The following is a 17,389-nucleotide window of genomic DNA, read 5'->3' as shown; positions in this document are numbered from 1 at the left end:
CGCCGTCTTACAGACTGCCATTTATGATTGATGTTTAAAAATACATACAGAAAGTCAGCACATGCCCACCTATCACATCGAAATGATGGAAGGCCGCACCGTTGAGCAAAAGCGCAAGCTGGTCGAAGAGATCACCCGTGTCAGCGTTGAAGTTCTGGGTGGCTCGCCCGAGTACGTAGACATCGTGATCACCGACATCAAGCGCGAAAACTGGGCCACCGGCGGCAAGCTCTGGCTGGAGCGCGAATGAACGCAGGCGCAAGACAAGGCGGTGCATCCACCGCCGAGCTTCGCGCCCGTTACGGAGAACGCTACCGCTGGCTGCTTTTGCTGGCCGTGCTGGTTGGCGTGGTGGCTTCGGTTCTCCCCTCCACCAGCGTCAACGTGGCCATTCCGGCCATCAGCGCTTATTTCCACATCGGCCCGGCGCAGGCCCAGTGGATCACTTCTGGCTTTATGGTGGCATCCACCATCGCCATGCTGGTCACGCCTTGGCTGCTGCACCGCTTTGGCTACCGCCGCACCTATGTGGCCGCTCTCGTACTGCTCACCATCGGTGCCGTGGTGGGTGGTCTGGCCCAGCACTACCCGCTGATTCTGGCTTCTCGCGTCGCTGAAGGCATTGCCGCAGGCATCATCCAGCCCATACCAGCCGTCATCATGATGAGCGCTTTCAAACCCCATGAGCAGGGCCGCGCTGGCGGACTGTTTGGCATGGGTGTGGTGCTGGCCCCAGCCCTTGCCCCCGCGCTTGGCGGTGTGTTGACGGACTGGCTGGGCTGGCGCTCCACCTTCTTCATGGTTGTGCCTTTTGCACTGGTATCGATCTGGCTGGGCTTCAAGCTCGTCCCCCATTCATCCCCCGGCGGTGCAGAGGCCGGTACGCAAAAAACACCGCTGGACTGGCTGGGCCTGACACTGGGCGGCGCTGGCACGGTCTGCCTGCTCAATGGTCTGGCGCAACTGCATAGTCCTTCCAAATTGGCTGCCGCCGGGCTGCTGCTTGCCTCTGCTGTGTTGCTTGTCGCCTTTTTGCTCTGGCAACAGCGGCTGTTGCGTCAGGGCCAGAAGCCGCTGATGGATCTTCGCCTGTTTGAGTGCCGCCCGTTTGTCATGGGCTGCATCGTCTCTCTTGTCTACGGTGCAGCCATGTACGGCTCCACCTATCTGCTGCCTCTTTTTATCCAGATGGGTCTGGGCCTGTCAGCCAGCTACGCAGGCAATCTACTCGTTCCCGCCGGGCTGATACTGGCCTTTACCTTCCCGCTCGTGGGTCGCATGGCAGACAGGCACCCGGTGCACTGGCTGGTCGGCACGGGCGTTGCACTACTGGCCCTGTCCTTCGCTCTCAATATCTGGGTTAGTACGACAACGCCGCTGTGGTGGCTGGCCGTCGTCATCATTATTGGCCGTGTCGGTCTGGGCTTCATCCTGCCCAGCCTGAACCTGGGGGCCATGCGCCCTCTGGATCGCTCTTTGCTGGCCCAAGGCTCCAGCACCATCAGCTTCATCCGCATGCTAGGTGGTGCCGCTGGCGTCGGCCTGTCCGGCATCATGCTGCAGTGGCGTATAGCGGTCCATGCGACTAATAGCAGCCTCAGCCCTCAGGCGGCGCAACTGGCGGCTTTTCACGAGTGCTTTGCCATGCTCACCCTGCTCTGCCTGATTGCACTGGTTGCGTCAATGCAGCTGCGCTTACCACAAGCCTCGAGCAGTCCTACCCCCAGCTAAGTTGCGCATAATTAAGCCATTGAGGTTTAACGGGCTCAGGCCCTTGAGAAAGCATCGCATGTGCCAGCTACTGGGAATGAACTGCAACACACCAACCGATGTGCGCTTCAGCTTTTCGGGCTTCACCCAGCGCGCGGGTAATACCGGCGACCATACCGATGGCTGGGGCATCGCCTTTTTTGAAGAAAAAGGCCTGCGTCACTTTGTCGATCACGAACGCGCGATCGACTCCCCCATCGCCAAGCTGATCCGCGAATACCCCATCAAAAGCAATAACGTCATTGCCCACATCCGCAAGGCGACTCAGGGCGTGGTCAGCCTACAAAACTGCCACCCTTTCGTGCGCGAGCTCTGGGGGCATAACTGGGTCTTCGCGCATAACGGCGACCTCAAAAACTTCGCTCCCAAACTCCACGCGCACTTTCAGCCCGTAGGCAATACCGACAGTGAACTGGCCTTTTGCTGGATCATGCAGGAGCTGTGGAAATCTCATGCCGGTATCCCCAGCATTGAAGAGCTCACCCACACCCTGCGCGAGCTGGCCGCCAAGATTACACCCCACGGCACCTTCAACTTCCTGCTCTCCAACGGCGAAGCACTCTGGGCCCATGCCACCACCCATCTTTGCTACATAGAGCGACAGCACCCGTTTGCCCAAGCCCAGCTCTGCGACGAAGACCTCAGCGTGGACTTCTCCCGCGAGACGACCCCGCAAGACAAAGTGGCCATCATCGTCACGACACCGCTAACCCACAACGAAACCTGGATCCCAATCCGCTCAGGCGAGCTCAAGGTCTTCAAACACGGTCAGGGCCTCGGCATCTGAGGCCTTCACTTCACAAATAAAAAGAGAGCGCTATGCGCTCTCTTTTTATTTGTTTTCAGGTTGTTAGGCTCTGGAGCCCAATCACAGCCAGCACAAGCTGCTCTGCTTTTTGATGACCCAGTCTTCAACGCTTTTGCATTCCGCAAATAAAAAACCCCGTAATCTTTCGATTACGGGGTTTTTCTCTGTAAGAGCCTGACGATGACCTACTTTCACACGGGAACCCGCACTATCATCGGCGCTAAGTCGTTTCACGGTCCTGTTCGGGATGGGAAGGAGTGGTACCAACTTGCTATGGTCATCAGGCATAAACTTTTTGTCAGATTGATCGCTCTTCGATTAACTTCTTAATCAAAGCTCACTTTCAATCCAACGAATTCATAGAGTCTCGATCAGCTTATTCGATTGCGCCTTTTTGGCATAACTTGAATGATCACTTGCATGATTCATTCTGTCTTTTCATTTCTGAGCTAAACCCAAAGTTATAGGGTCAAGCCGCTCGGGCAATTAGTACTGGTTAGCTTAACGCATTACTGCGCTTCCACACCCAGCCTATCAACGTCGTGGTCTACAACGACCCTTCAGGGGGCTCAAGGCCCCGGCAGATCTCATCTTGAAACGAGTTTCCCGCTTAGATGCTTTCAGCGGTTATCTCTTCCACACTTAGCTACCCTGCGATGCCACTGGCGTGACAACAGGTACACCAGAGGTGTGTCCACTCCGGTCCTCTCGTACTAGGAGCAGGCTTCCTCAAATCTGCAGCGCCCACGGAAGATAGGGACCAAACTGTCTCACGACGTTTTAAACCCAGCTCACGTACCTCTTTAAATGGCGAACAGCCATACCCTTGGGACCGACTACAGCCCCAGGATGAGATGAGCCGACATCGAGGTGCCAAACACCGCCGTCGATATGAACTCTTGGGCGGTATCAGCCTGTTATCCCCAGAGTACCTTTTATCCGTTGAGCGATGGCCCTTCCATACAGAACCACCGGATCACTATGTCCTGCTTTCGCATCTGCTCGACTTGTCAGTCTCGCAGTTAAGCACGCTTATGCCATTGCACTATCGTCACGATGTCCGACCGTAACTAGCGTACCTTCGAACTCCTCCGTTACGCTTTGGGAGGAGACCGCCCCAGTCAAACTGCCTACCATGCACTGTCCCCGATCCAGATAATGGACCAAGGTTAGAACCTCAAACGCACCAGGGTGGTATTTCAACGTTGGCTCCATGTGATCTAGCGACCACACTTCAAAGCCTCCCACCTATCCTACACAGATCCGTTCAAAGTCCAATACAAAGCTACAGTAAAGGTTCATGGGGTCTTTCCGTCTTTCCGCGGGGAGATTGCATCATCACAAACATTTCAACTTCGCTGAGTCTCAGGAGGAGACAGTGTGGCCATCGTTACGCCATTCGTGCAGGTCGGAACTTACCCGACAAGGAATTTCGCTACCTTAGGACCGTTATAGTTACGGCCGCCGTTTACTGGGACTTCAATCAAGAGCTTGCACCCCATCATTTAATCTTCCAGCACCGGGCAGGCGTCACACCCTATACGTCCACTTTCGTGTTTGCAGAGTGCTGTGTTTTTATTAAACAGTCGCAGCCACCAATTTTTTGCAACCCCTTTTAGCTCCGTTTGTTCAACTTCACTGACTTGGGGTACACCTTCTCCCGAAGTTACGGTGTTAATTTGCCGAGTTCCTTCTCCTGAGTTCTCTCAAGCGCCTTAGAATACTCATCTCGCGCACCAGTGTCGGTTTGCGGTACGGTCGTCAATAGCTGAAGCTTAGTGGCTTTTCCTGGAAGCAGGGTATCACTCACTTCGTCTGCAAGCAGACTCGTTATCACCCCTCATCTTAGCCCGGCGGATTTGCCTACCAGGCATGACTACAGGCTTGAACCAACATATCCAACAGTTGGCTGAGCTAACCTTCTCCGTCCCCACATCGCACTATTGATCGGTACAGGAATATTGACCTGTTTCCCATCAGCTACGCATCTCTGCCTCGCCTTAGGGGCCGACTCACCCTACGCCGATGAACGTTGCGTAGGAAACCTTGCGCTTACGGCGAGGGGGCTTTTCACCCCCTTTAACGCTACTCATGTCAGCATTCGCACTTCTGATACCTCCAGCATCCGTCTCCAGACACCTTCACAGGCTTACAGAACGCTCTCCTACCACGTGCCATAAATGACACATCCGCAGCTTCGGTAACTGGCTTAGCCCCGTTACATCTTCCGCGCAGGACGACTCGATCAGTGAGCTATTACGCTTTCTTTAAATGATGGCTGCTTCTAAGCCAACATCCTGACTGTTTTAGCCTTCCCACTTCGTTTCCCACTTAGCCAATTTTAGGGACCTTAGCTGGCGGTCTGGGTTGTTTCCCTCTTGAGTCCGGACGTTAGCACCCGGTGCTCTGTCTCCCAAGCTGTACTCGTCGGTATTCGGAGTTTGCATAGGTTTGGTAAGTCGCCATGACCCCCTAGCCTAAACAGTGCTCTACCCCCGACGGTAATACTTGAGGCACTACCTAAATAGTTTTCGGAGAGAACCAGCTATTTCCAAGTTTGTTTAGCCTTTCACCCCTATCCACAGCTCATCCCCTAATTTTGCAACATTAGTGGGTTCGGACCTCCAGTACCTGTTACGGCACCTTCATCCTGGCCATGGATAGATCACTTGGTTTCGGGTCTACACCCAGCGACTGATCGCCCTATTCGGACTCGATTTCTCTGCGCCTCCCCTATTCGGTTAAGCTTGCCACTGAATGTAAGTCGCTGACCCATTATACAAAAGGTACGCCGTCACCCCTTACGAGGCTCCGACTTTTTGTAAGCATACGGTTTCAGGATCTATTTCACTCCCCTCCCGGGGTTCTTTTCGCCTTTCCCTCACGGTACTGGTTCACTATCGGTCGATGATGAGTATTTAGCCTTAGAGGATGGTCCCCCTATATTCAGACAGGGTTTCTCGTGCCCCGCCCTACTTGTCTGCAGCCTAGTACCACCGATCGGTTTTCACATACGGGACTATCACCCACTATGGTTGGCCTTTCCATGCCATTTTGTTAACCGGTCGACTATCACTGCAAGGCTCTTCCGAATTCGCTCGCCACTACTATCGGAATCTCGGTTGATGTCTTTTCCTCTGGGTACTTAGATGTTTCAGTTCTCCAGGTTCGCTTCGCATGACTATGTATTCATCATGCGATACCTCTTGCGAGGTGGGTTCCCCCATTCAGAAATCTCCGGATCAAAGCTTATTTGCCAGCTCCCCGAAGCTTATCGCAGGCTATCACGTCTTTCGTCGCCTATCATCGCCAAGGCATCCACCATATGCTCTTAGTCACTTGACCCTATAACTTTGACGTCTCTTGCGAAACACAAAGCTCTAGATTTCAAAGACTGGTGAGGTCTTGCACCTCACGCGTTATGCCGTAATGTGAATATCTTTGGCTGTATCTTTCGATACAGCTTAGAGAATATTCGTCATTACTAAATATCTTTGCTTTCGCAAAATATTTGTTTTGACGCAATCAAAAAGTTGCTGATGGCACGGTGCACAAACCTTGGTTTGCGCTTTCCACCAGCAACGCTGATTTCGACTCTATGAATTTTTAAAGAACAGCCTATTGATCAAAGATCAATATAAAAGCAGTCTGCTTCAGACTGCTTTTATATTGAATTTCTGTTTTCTTGCTTCTCAACCTCATGCCTTGCAACATCTGCTGAGCCAACGATTATAGCACCTTCAGGCGCTATCATTTTTAAACTTGGTGGAGGATGACGGGATCGAACCGACGACCCCCTGCTTGCAAAGCAGGTGCTCTCCCAGCTGAGCTAATCCCCCAGGATCCTCTTGCACTGGCATTGGAATCTTGGTGGGTCTAGTTGGGCTCGAACCAACGACCCCTGCGTTATCAACACAGTGCTCTAACCAGCTGAGCTACAGACCCATTCCTCAACACAACAAGCAAGTTTCCTTGCCTATCAAGCTTTGGCTTGTTCCAACAACCGATAAGTGTGGACGTTCAATTTAAAGCAGCATTTTTCCAGAAAGGAGGTGATCCAGCCGCACCTTCCGATACGGCTACCTTGTTACGACTTCACCCCAGTCACGAACCCCGCCGTGGTAAGCGCCCTCCTTGCGGTTAGGCTACCTACTTCTGGCGAGACCCGCTCCCATGGTGTGACGGGCGGTGTGTACAAGACCCGGGAACGTATTCACCGTGACATTCTGATCCACGATTACTAGCGATTCCGACTTCACGCAGTCGAGTTGCAGACTGCGATCCGGACTACGACTGGCTTTATGGGATTAGCTCCCCCTCGCGGGTTGGCAACCCTTTGTACCAGCCATTGTATGACGTGTGTAGCCCCACCTATAAGGGCCATGAGGACTTGACGTCATCCCCACCTTCCTCCGGTTTGTCACCGGCAGTCCCATTAGAGTGCTCAACTGAATGTAGCAACTAATGGCAAGGGTTGCGCTCGTTGCGGGACTTAACCCAACATCTCACGACACGAGCTGACGACAGCCATGCAGCACCTGTGTTACGGTTCTCTTTCGAGCACGAAACCATCTCTGGTAACTTCCGTACATGTCAAAGGTGGGTAAGGTTTTTCGCGTTGCATCGAATTAAACCACATCATCCACCGCTTGTGCGGGTCCCCGTCAATTCCTTTGAGTTTCAACCTTGCGGCCGTACTCCCCAGGCGGTCAACTTCACGCGTTAGCTTCGTTACTGAGTCAGTTAAGACCCAACAACCAGTTGACATCGTTTAGGGCGTGGACTACCAGGGTATCTAATCCTGTTTGCTCCCCACGCTTTCGTGCATGAGCGTCAGTACAGGTCCAGGGGATTGCCTTCGCCATCGGTGTTCCTCCGCATATCTACGCATTTCACTGCTACACGCGGAATTCCATCCCCCTCTACCGTACTCTAGCCATGCAGTCACAAAGGCCGTTCCCAGGTTGAGCCCGGGGATTTCACCTCTGTCTTACATAACCGCCTGCGCACGCTTTACGCCCAGTAATTCCGATTAACGCTTGCACCCTACGTATTACCGCGGCTGCTGGCACGTAGTTAGCCGGTGCTTATTCTTACGGTACCGTCATGACTCCGGGATATTAGCCCAGAGCTTTTCGTTCCGTACAAAAGCAGTTTACAACCCGAGGGCCTTCATCCTGCACGCGGCATTGCTGGATCAGGCTTTCGCCCATTGTCCAAAATTCCCCACTGCTGCCTCCCGTAGGAGTCTGGACCGTGTCTCAGTTCCAGTGTGGCTGGTCGTCCTCTCAGACCAGCTACAGATCGTTGGCTTGGTGAGCCTTTACCCCACCAACTACCTAATCTGCCATCAGCCGCTCTAGTAGCACAAGGTCTTGCGATCCCCTGCTTTCATCCGTAGATCTCATGCGGTATTAGCTACTCTTTCGAGTAGTTATCCCCCACTACTAGGCACGTTCCGATGTATTACTCACCCGTTCGCCACTCGTCAGCATCCGAAGACCTGTTACCGTTCGACTTGCATGTGTAAAGCATGCCGCCAGCGTTCAATCTGAGCCAGGATCAAACTCTATAGTTCGATCTTGAATTTAAAGTCTTTCGACTGCTCACTCACTTGACGGAATCAAGAAGAATAAATTCTTCAATAATTACTGTTTTTGTGAGCGCTTGATACTCCGAAGAGTTTTGTTCCGAAGAACTGGCTGCTTGCCATCAAACGCCCACGCTTATCGGCTGTATTTTTTTAAGGAACCGAGAACTCAAAACCGGCAGAACCACTTTTGAATTTCGTTGCTTGCTGTGATCAGCGAAGCCTTAGATTTTAGCACTGTTTTGCAGCACTTTAAAAACGTTTTTGCGTTTTCTTCTCACCCCTCTTTCGAAGAGAGAGAAGAAAACGCCTGGCGTGAGCCAGGCGTTTTGGCGTAAGAGCCTGACGATGACCTACTTTCACACGGGAACCCGCACTATCATCGGCGCTAAGTCGTTTCACGGTCCTGTTCGGGATGGGAAGGAGTGGTACCAACTTGCTATGGTCATCAGGCATAAACTTTTTGTCAGATTGATCGCTCTTCGATTAACTTCTTAATCAAAGCTCACTTTCAATCCAACGAATTCATAGAGTCTCGATCAGCTTATTCGATTGCGCCTTTTTGGCATAACTTGAATGATCACTTGCATGATTCATTCTGTCTTTTCATTTCTGAGCTAAACCCAAAGTTATAGGGTCAAGCCGCTCGGGCAATTAGTACTGGTTAGCTTAACGCATTACTGCGCTTCCACACCCAGCCTATCAACGTCGTGGTCTACAACGACCCTTCAGGGGGCTCAAGGCCCCGGCAGATCTCATCTTGAAACGAGTTTCCCGCTTAGATGCTTTCAGCGGTTATCTCTTCCACACTTAGCTACCCTGCGATGCCACTGGCGTGACAACAGGTACACCAGAGGTGTGTCCACTCCGGTCCTCTCGTACTAGGAGCAGGCTTCCTCAAATCTGCAGCGCCCACGGAAGATAGGGACCAAACTGTCTCACGACGTTTTAAACCCAGCTCACGTACCTCTTTAAATGGCGAACAGCCATACCCTTGGGACCGACTACAGCCCCAGGATGAGATGAGCCGACATCGAGGTGCCAAACACCGCCGTCGATATGAACTCTTGGGCGGTATCAGCCTGTTATCCCCAGAGTACCTTTTATCCGTTGAGCGATGGCCCTTCCATACAGAACCACCGGATCACTATGTCCTGCTTTCGCATCTGCTCGACTTGTCAGTCTCGCAGTTAAGCACGCTTATGCCATTGCACTATCGTCACGATGTCCGACCGTAACTAGCGTACCTTCGAACTCCTCCGTTACGCTTTGGGAGGAGACCGCCCCAGTCAAACTGCCTACCATGCACTGTCCCCGATCCAGATAATGGACCAAGGTTAGAACCTCAAACGCACCAGGGTGGTATTTCAACGTTGGCTCCATGTGATCTAGCGACCACACTTCAAAGCCTCCCACCTATCCTACACAGATCCGTTCAAAGTCCAATACAAAGCTACAGTAAAGGTTCATGGGGTCTTTCCGTCTTTCCGCGGGGAGATTGCATCATCACAAACATTTCAACTTCGCTGAGTCTCAGGAGGAGACAGTGTGGCCATCGTTACGCCATTCGTGCAGGTCGGAACTTACCCGACAAGGAATTTCGCTACCTTAGGACCGTTATAGTTACGGCCGCCGTTTACTGGGACTTCAATCAAGAGCTTGCACCCCATCATTTAATCTTCCAGCACCGGGCAGGCGTCACACCCTATACGTCCACTTTCGTGTTTGCAGAGTGCTGTGTTTTTATTAAACAGTCGCAGCCACCAATTTTTTGCAACCCCTTTTAGCTCCGTTTGTTCAACTTCACTGACTTGGGGTACACCTTCTCCCGAAGTTACGGTGTTAATTTGCCGAGTTCCTTCTCCTGAGTTCTCTCAAGCGCCTTAGAATACTCATCTCGCGCACCAGTGTCGGTTTGCGGTACGGTCGTCAATAGCTGAAGCTTAGTGGCTTTTCCTGGAAGCAGGGTATCACTCACTTCGTCTGCAAGCAGACTCGTTATCACCCCTCATCTTAGCCCGGCGGATTTGCCTACCAGGCATGACTACAGGCTTGAACCAACATATCCAACAGTTGGCTGAGCTAACCTTCTCCGTCCCCACATCGCACTATTGATCGGTACAGGAATATTGACCTGTTTCCCATCAGCTACGCATCTCTGCCTCGCCTTAGGGGCCGACTCACCCTACGCCGATGAACGTTGCGTAGGAAACCTTGCGCTTACGGCGAGGGGGCTTTTCACCCCCTTTAACGCTACTCATGTCAGCATTCGCACTTCTGATACCTCCAGCATCCGTCTCCAGACACCTTCACAGGCTTACAGAACGCTCTCCTACCACGTGCCATAAATGACACATCCGCAGCTTCGGTAACTGGCTTAGCCCCGTTACATCTTCCGCGCAGGACGACTCGATCAGTGAGCTATTACGCTTTCTTTAAATGATGGCTGCTTCTAAGCCAACATCCTGACTGTTTTAGCCTTCCCACTTCGTTTCCCACTTAGCCAATTTTAGGGACCTTAGCTGGCGGTCTGGGTTGTTTCCCTCTTGAGTCCGGACGTTAGCACCCGGTGCTCTGTCTCCCAAGCTGTACTCGTCGGTATTCGGAGTTTGCATAGGTTTGGTAAGTCGCCATGACCCCCTAGCCTAAACAGTGCTCTACCCCCGACGGTAATACTTGAGGCACTACCTAAATAGTTTTCGGAGAGAACCAGCTATTTCCAAGTTTGTTTAGCCTTTCACCCCTATCCACAGCTCATCCCCTAATTTTGCAACATTAGTGGGTTCGGACCTCCAGTACCTGTTACGGCACCTTCATCCTGGCCATGGATAGATCACTTGGTTTCGGGTCTACACCCAGCGACTGATCGCCCTATTCGGACTCGATTTCTCTGCGCCTCCCCTATTCGGTTAAGCTTGCCACTGAATGTAAGTCGCTGACCCATTATACAAAAGGTACGCCGTCACCCCTTACGAGGCTCCGACTTTTTGTAAGCATACGGTTTCAGGATCTATTTCACTCCCCTCCCGGGGTTCTTTTCGCCTTTCCCTCACGGTACTGGTTCACTATCGGTCGATGATGAGTATTTAGCCTTAGAGGATGGTCCCCCTATATTCAGACAGGGTTTCTCGTGCCCCGCCCTACTTGTCTGCAGCCTAGTACCACCGATCGGTTTTCACATACGGGACTATCACCCACTATGGTTGGCCTTTCCATGCCATTTTGTTAACCGGTCGACTATCACTGCAAGGCTCTTCCGAATTCGCTCGCCACTACTATCGGAATCTCGGTTGATGTCTTTTCCTCTGGGTACTTAGATGTTTCAGTTCTCCAGGTTCGCTTCGCATGACTATGTATTCATCATGCGATACCTCTTGCGAGGTGGGTTCCCCCATTCAGAAATCTCCGGATCAAAGCTTATTTGCCAGCTCCCCGAAGCTTATCGCAGGCTATCACGTCTTTCGTCGCCTATCATCGCCAAGGCATCCACCATATGCTCTTAGTCACTTGACCCTATAACTTTGACGTCTCTTGCGAAACACAAAGCTCTAGATTTCAAAGACTGGTGAGGTCTTGCACCTCACGCGTTATGCCGTAATGTGAATATCTTTGGCTGTATCTTTCGATACAGCTTAGAGAATATTCGTCATTACTAAATATCTTTGCTTTCGCAAAATATTTGTTTTGACGCAATCAAAAAGTTGCTGATGGCACGGTGCACAAACCTTGGTTTGCGCTTTCCACCAGCAACGCTGATTTCGACTCTATGAATTTTTAAAGAACAGCCTATTGATCAAAGATCAATATAAAAGCAGTCTGCTTCAGACTGCTTTTATATTGAATTTCTGTTTTCTTGCTTCTCAACCTCATGCCTTGCAACATCTGCTGAGCCAACGATTATAGCACCTTCAGGCGCTATCATTTTTAAACTTGGTGGAGGATGACGGGATCGAACCGACGACCCCCTGCTTGCAAAGCAGGTGCTCTCCCAGCTGAGCTAATCCCCCAGGATCCTCTTGCACTGGCATTGGAATCTTGGTGGGTCTAGTTGGGCTCGAACCAACGACCCCTGCGTTATCAACACAGTGCTCTAACCAGCTGAGCTACAGACCCATTCCTCAACACAACAAGCAAGTTTCCTTGCCTATCAAGCTTTGGCTTGTTCCAACAACCGATAAGTGTGGACGTTCAATTTAAAGCAGCATTTTTCCAGAAAGGAGGTGATCCAGCCGCACCTTCCGATACGGCTACCTTGTTACGACTTCACCCCAGTCACGAACCCCGCCGTGGTAAGCGCCCTCCTTGCGGTTAGGCTACCTACTTCTGGCGAGACCCGCTCCCATGGTGTGACGGGCGGTGTGTACAAGACCCGGGAACGTATTCACCGTGACATTCTGATCCACGATTACTAGCGATTCCGACTTCACGCAGTCGAGTTGCAGACTGCGATCCGGACTACGACTGGCTTTATGGGATTAGCTCCCCCTCGCGGGTTGGCAACCCTTTGTACCAGCCATTGTATGACGTGTGTAGCCCCACCTATAAGGGCCATGAGGACTTGACGTCATCCCCACCTTCCTCCGGTTTGTCACCGGCAGTCCCATTAGAGTGCTCAACTGAATGTAGCAACTAATGGCAAGGGTTGCGCTCGTTGCGGGACTTAACCCAACATCTCACGACACGAGCTGACGACAGCCATGCAGCACCTGTGTTACGGTTCTCTTTCGAGCACGAAACCATCTCTGGTAACTTCCGTACATGTCAAAGGTGGGTAAGGTTTTTCGCGTTGCATCGAATTAAACCACATCATCCACCGCTTGTGCGGGTCCCCGTCAATTCCTTTGAGTTTCAACCTTGCGGCCGTACTCCCCAGGCGGTCAACTTCACGCGTTAGCTTCGTTACTGAGTCAGTTAAGACCCAACAACCAGTTGACATCGTTTAGGGCGTGGACTACCAGGGTATCTAATCCTGTTTGCTCCCCACGCTTTCGTGCATGAGCGTCAGTACAGGTCCAGGGGATTGCCTTCGCCATCGGTGTTCCTCCGCATATCTACGCATTTCACTGCTACACGCGGAATTCCATCCCCCTCTACCGTACTCTAGCCATGCAGTCACAAAGGCCGTTCCCAGGTTGAGCCCGGGGATTTCACCTCTGTCTTACATAACCGCCTGCGCACGCTTTACGCCCAGTAATTCCGATTAACGCTTGCACCCTACGTATTACCGCGGCTGCTGGCACGTAGTTAGCCGGTGCTTATTCTTACGGTACCGTCATGACTCCGGGATATTAGCCCAGAGCTTTTCGTTCCGTACAAAAGCAGTTTACAACCCGAGGGCCTTCATCCTGCACGCGGCATTGCTGGATCAGGCTTTCGCCCATTGTCCAAAATTCCCCACTGCTGCCTCCCGTAGGAGTCTGGACCGTGTCTCAGTTCCAGTGTGGCTGGTCGTCCTCTCAGACCAGCTACAGATCGTTGGCTTGGTGAGCCTTTACCCCACCAACTACCTAATCTGCCATCAGCCGCTCTAGTAGCACAAGGTCTTGCGATCCCCTGCTTTCATCCGTAGATCTCATGCGGTATTAGCTACTCTTTCGAGTAGTTATCCCCCACTACTAGGCACGTTCCGATGTATTACTCACCCGTTCGCCACTCGTCAGCATCCGAAGACCTGTTACCGTTCGACTTGCATGTGTAAAGCATGCCGCCAGCGTTCAATCTGAGCCAGGATCAAACTCTATAGTTCGATCTTGAATTTAAAGTCTTTCGACTGCTCACTCACTTGACGGAATCAAGAAGAATAAATTCTTCAATAATTACTGTTTTTGTGAGCGCTTGATACTCCGAAGAGTTTTGTTCCGAAGAACTGGCTGCTTGCCATCAAACGCCCACGCTTATCGGCTGTATTTTTTTAAGGAACCGAGAACTCAAAACCGGCAGAACCACTTTTGAATTTCGTTGCTTGCTGTGATCAGCGAAGCCTTAGATTTTAGCACTGTTTTGCAGCACTTTAAAAACGTTTTTGCGTTTTCTTCTCACCCCTCTTTCGAAGAGAGAGAAGAAAACGCCTGGCGTGAGCCAGGCGTTTTGGCGTAAGAGCCTGACGATGACCTACTTTCACACGGGAACCCGCACTATCATCGGCGCTAAGTCGTTTCACGGTCCTGTTCGGGATGGGAAGGAGTGGTACCAACTTGCTATGGTCATCAGGCATAAACTTTTTGTCAGATTGATCGCTCTTCGATTAACTTCTTAATCAAAGCTCACTTTCAATCCAACGAATTCATAGAGTCTCGATCAGCTTATTCGATTGCGCCTTTTTGGCATAACTTGAATGATCACTTGCATGATTCATTCTGTCTTTTCATTTCTGAGCTAAACCCAAAGTTATAGGGTCAAGCCGCTCGGGCAATTAGTACTGGTTAGCTTAACGCATTACTGCGCTTCCACACCCAGCCTATCAACGTCGTGGTCTACAACGACCCTTCAGGGGGCTCAAGGCCCCGGCAGATCTCATCTTGAAACGAGTTTCCCGCTTAGATGCTTTCAGCGGTTATCTCTTCCACACTTAGCTACCCTGCGATGCCACTGGCGTGACAACAGGTACACCAGAGGTGTGTCCACTCCGGTCCTCTCGTACTAGGAGCAGGCTTCCTCAAATCTGCAGCGCCCACGGAAGATAGGGACCAAACTGTCTCACGACGTTTTAAACCCAGCTCACGTACCTCTTTAAATGGCGAACAGCCATACCCTTGGGACCGACTACAGCCCCAGGATGAGATGAGCCGACATCGAGGTGCCAAACACCGCCGTCGATATGAACTCTTGGGCGGTATCAGCCTGTTATCCCCAGAGTACCTTTTATCCGTTGAGCGATGGCCCTTCCATACAGAACCACCGGATCACTATGTCCTGCTTTCGCATCTGCTCGACTTGTCAGTCTCGCAGTTAAGCACGCTTATGCCATTGCACTATCGTCACGATGTCCGACCGTAACTAGCGTACCTTCGAACTCCTCCGTTACGCTTTGGGAGGAGACCGCCCCAGTCAAACTGCCTACCATGCACTGTCCCCGATCCAGATAATGGACCAAGGTTAGAACCTCAAACGCACCAGGGTGGTATTTCAACGTTGGCTCCATGTGATCTAGCGACCACACTTCAAAGCCTCCCACCTATCCTACACAGATCCGTTCAAAGTCCAATACAAAGCTACAGTAAAGGTTCATGGGGTCTTTCCGTCTTTCCGCGGGGAGATTGCATCATCACAAACATTTCAACTTCGCTGAGTCTCAGGAGGAGACAGTGTGGCCATCGTTACGCCATTCGTGCAGGTCGGAACTTACCCGACAAGGAATTTCGCTACCTTAGGACCGTTATAGTTACGGCCGCCGTTTACTGGGACTTCAATCAAGAGCTTGCACCCCATCATTTAATCTTCCAGCACCGGGCAGGCGTCACACCCTATACGTCCACTTTCGTGTTTGCAGAGTGCTGTGTTTTTATTAAACAGTCGCAGCCACCAATTTTTTGCAACCCCTTTTAGCTCCGTTTGTTCAACTTCACTGACTTGGGGTACACCTTCTCCCGAAGTTACGGTGTTAATTTGCCGAGTTCCTTCTCCTGAGTTCTCTCAAGCGCCTTAGAATACTCATCTCGCGCACCAGTGTCGGTTTGCGGTACGGTCGTCAATAGCTGAAGCTTAGTGGCTTTTCCTGGAAGCAGGGTATCACTCACTTCGTCTGCAAGCAGACTCGTTATCACCCCTCATCTTAGCCCGGCGGATTTGCCTACCAGGCATGACTACAGGCTTGAACCAACATATCCAACAGTTGGCTGAGCTAACCTTCTCCGTCCCCACATCGCACTATTGATCGGTACAGGAATATTGACCTGTTTCCCATCAGCTACGCATCTCTGCCTCGCCTTAGGGGCCGACTCACCCTACGCCGATGAACGTTGCGTAGGAAACCTTGCGCTTACGGCGAGGGGGCTTTTCACCCCCTTTAACGCTACTCATGTCAGCATTCGCACTTCTGATACCTCCAGCATCCGTCTCCAGACACCTTCACAGGCTTACAGAACGCTCTCCTACCACGTGCCATAAATGACACATCCGCAGCTTCGGTAACTGGCTTAGCCCCGTTACATCTTCCGCGCAGGACGACTCGATCAGTGAGCTATTACGCTTTCTTTAAATGATGGCTGCTTCTAAGCCAACATCCTGACTGTTTTAGCCTTCCCACTTCGTTTCCCACTTAGCCAATTTTAGGGACCTTAGCTGGCGGTCTGGGTTGTTTCCCTCTTGAGTCCGGACGTTAGCACCCGGTGCTCTGTCTCCCAAGCTGTACTCGTCGGTATTCGGAGTTTGCATAGGTTTGGTAAGTCGCCATGACCCCTAGCCTAAACAGTGCTCTACCCCGACGGTAATACTTGAGGCACTACCTAAATAGTTTTCGGAGAGAACCAGCTATTTCCAAGTTTGTTTAGCCTTTCACCCCTATCCACAGCTCATCCCCTAATTTTGCAACATTAGTGGGTTCGGACCTCCAGTACCTGTTACGGCACCTTCATCCTGGCCATGGATAGATCACTTGGTTTCGGGTCTACACCCAGCGACTGATCGCCCTATTCGGACTCGATTTCTCTGCGCCTCCCCTATTCGGTTAAGCTTGCCACTGAATGTAAGTCGCTGACCCATTATACAAAAGGTACGCCGTCACCCCTTACGAGGCTCCGACTTTTTGTAAGCATACGGTTTCAGGATCTATTTCACTCCCCTCCCGGGGTTCTTTTCGCCTTTCCCTCACGGTACTGGTTCACTATCGGTCGATGATGAGTATTTAGCCTTAGAGGATGGTCCCCTATATTCAGACAGGGTTTCTCGTGCCCCGCCTACTTGTCTGCAGCCTAGTACCACCGATCGGTTTTCACATACGGGACTATCACCCACTATGGTTGGCCTTTCCATGCCATTTTGTTAACCGGTCGACTATCACTGCAAGGCTCTTCCGAATTCGCTCGCCACTACTATCGGAATCTCGGTTGATGTCTTTTCCTCTGGGTACTTAGATGTTTCAGTTCTCCAGGTTCGCTTCGCATGACTATGTATTCATCATGCGATACCTCTTGCGAGGTGGGTTCCCCATTCAGAAATCTCCGGATCAAAGCTTATTTGCCAGCTCCCCGAAGCTTATCGCAGGCTATCACGTCTTTCGTCGC

At 51.6% G+C, this 17,389-nt stretch carries 3 protein-coding genes, 4 tRNA genes and 8 rRNA genes; 3 read left to right on the top strand and 12 right to left on the bottom strand.

Annotated elements, in window-relative coordinates:
* The first annotated feature begins 61 nt into the window (after positions 1 to 61).
* The 3 genes from CLU84_RS00075 to CLU84_RS00065 are packed head-to-tail and all read left to right on the top strand — an operon-like array spanning position 62 to position 2,557.
* The gene (locus CLU84_RS00075; protein WP_099735366.1) at positions 62 to 250 is read left to right on the top strand and encodes a 4-oxalocrotonate tautomerase; all 189 of its coding nucleotides are present in this window, start codon (positions 62 to 64) and stop codon (positions 248 to 250) included.
* Positions 247 to 1,731: a DHA2 family efflux MFS transporter permease subunit gene (locus CLU84_RS00070; RefSeq protein ID WP_099735365.1), complete on the top strand. Its 1,485-nt coding sequence runs from the start codon at positions 247 to 249 to the stop codon at positions 1,729 to 1,731. Before CLU84_RS00075 ends, CLU84_RS00070 begins: the two co-directional genes overlap by 4 nt.
* 58 nt (positions 1,732 to 1,789) lie before the next feature.
* Positions 1,790 to 2,557: a class II glutamine amidotransferase gene (locus CLU84_RS00065; protein WP_099735364.1), complete on the top strand. Its 768-nt coding sequence runs from the start codon at positions 1,790 to 1,792 to the stop codon at positions 2,555 to 2,557.
* A gap of 193 nt (positions 2,558 to 2,750) precedes the next feature.
* Here CLU84_RS00065 and rrf (CLU84_RS00060) read toward each other — a convergent pair.
* From rrf (CLU84_RS00060) to CLU84_RS00005, 12 genes are all read right to left on the bottom strand, one after another.
* A 5S ribosomal RNA gene (gene rrf / locus CLU84_RS00060) occupies positions 2,751 to 2,863 on the bottom strand.
* 180 nt (positions 2,864 to 3,043) lie between these two features.
* A 23S ribosomal RNA gene (locus CLU84_RS00055) occupies positions 3,044 to 5,923 on the bottom strand.
* Positions 5,924 to 6,341: 418 nt separating this feature from the next.
* Positions 6,342 to 6,417 (bottom strand) — tRNA-Ala (locus tag CLU84_RS00050).
* Between the two features lie 29 nt (positions 6,418 to 6,446).
* Positions 6,447 to 6,523 (bottom strand) — tRNA-Ile (locus tag CLU84_RS00045).
* Positions 6,524 to 6,623: 100 nt separating this feature from the next.
* A 16S ribosomal RNA gene (locus CLU84_RS00040) occupies positions 6,624 to 8,156 on the bottom strand.
* Positions 8,157 to 8,508: 352 nt separating this feature from the next.
* Positions 8,509 to 8,621: ribosomal RNA gene (rrf, locus tag CLU84_RS00035) — 5S ribosomal RNA — on the bottom strand.
* Between the two features lie 180 nt (positions 8,622 to 8,801).
* Positions 8,802 to 11,681 (bottom strand): 23S ribosomal RNA (locus CLU84_RS00030).
* A 418-nt stretch (positions 11,682 to 12,099) separates the two neighbouring features.
* Positions 12,100 to 12,175 (bottom strand) — tRNA-Ala (locus CLU84_RS00025).
* Positions 12,176 to 12,204: 29 nt separating this feature from the next.
* Positions 12,205 to 12,281, bottom strand: a tRNA-Ile gene (locus tag CLU84_RS00020).
* 100 nt (positions 12,282 to 12,381) lie between these two features.
* A 16S ribosomal RNA gene (locus CLU84_RS00015) occupies positions 12,382 to 13,914 on the bottom strand.
* 352 nt (positions 13,915 to 14,266) lie between these two features.
* A 5S ribosomal RNA gene (gene rrf / locus CLU84_RS00010) occupies positions 14,267 to 14,379 on the bottom strand.
* Between the two features lie 180 nt (positions 14,380 to 14,559).
* Positions 14,560 to 17,389: ribosomal RNA gene (locus CLU84_RS00005) — 23S ribosomal RNA — on the bottom strand; the annotation flags it as partial.

The organism is Comamonas sp. 26, from assembly GCF_002754475.1.
Lineage (GTDB): Bacteria > Pseudomonadota > Gammaproteobacteria > Burkholderiales > Burkholderiaceae_C > Comamonas.
The sequence above is the reverse complement of the archived record's forward strand: the minus strand, read 5'-3'. Positions and strand labels throughout refer to the sequence as shown.

Excerpts from the sequence above, each read along its gene's own strand:
- CLU84_RS00065 (WP_099735364.1), top strand. The coding sequence starts at position 1,790 with ATGTGCCAGCTACTGGGAATGAACTGCAACACACCAACCGATGTGCGC.
- CLU84_RS00075 (WP_099735366.1), top strand. The coding sequence starts at position 62 with ATGCCCACCTATCACATCGAAATGATGGAAGGCCGCACCGTTGAGCAA.
- CLU84_RS00070 (WP_099735365.1), top strand. The coding sequence starts at position 247 with ATGAACGCAGGCGCAAGACAAGGCGGTGCATCCACCGCCGAGCTTCGC.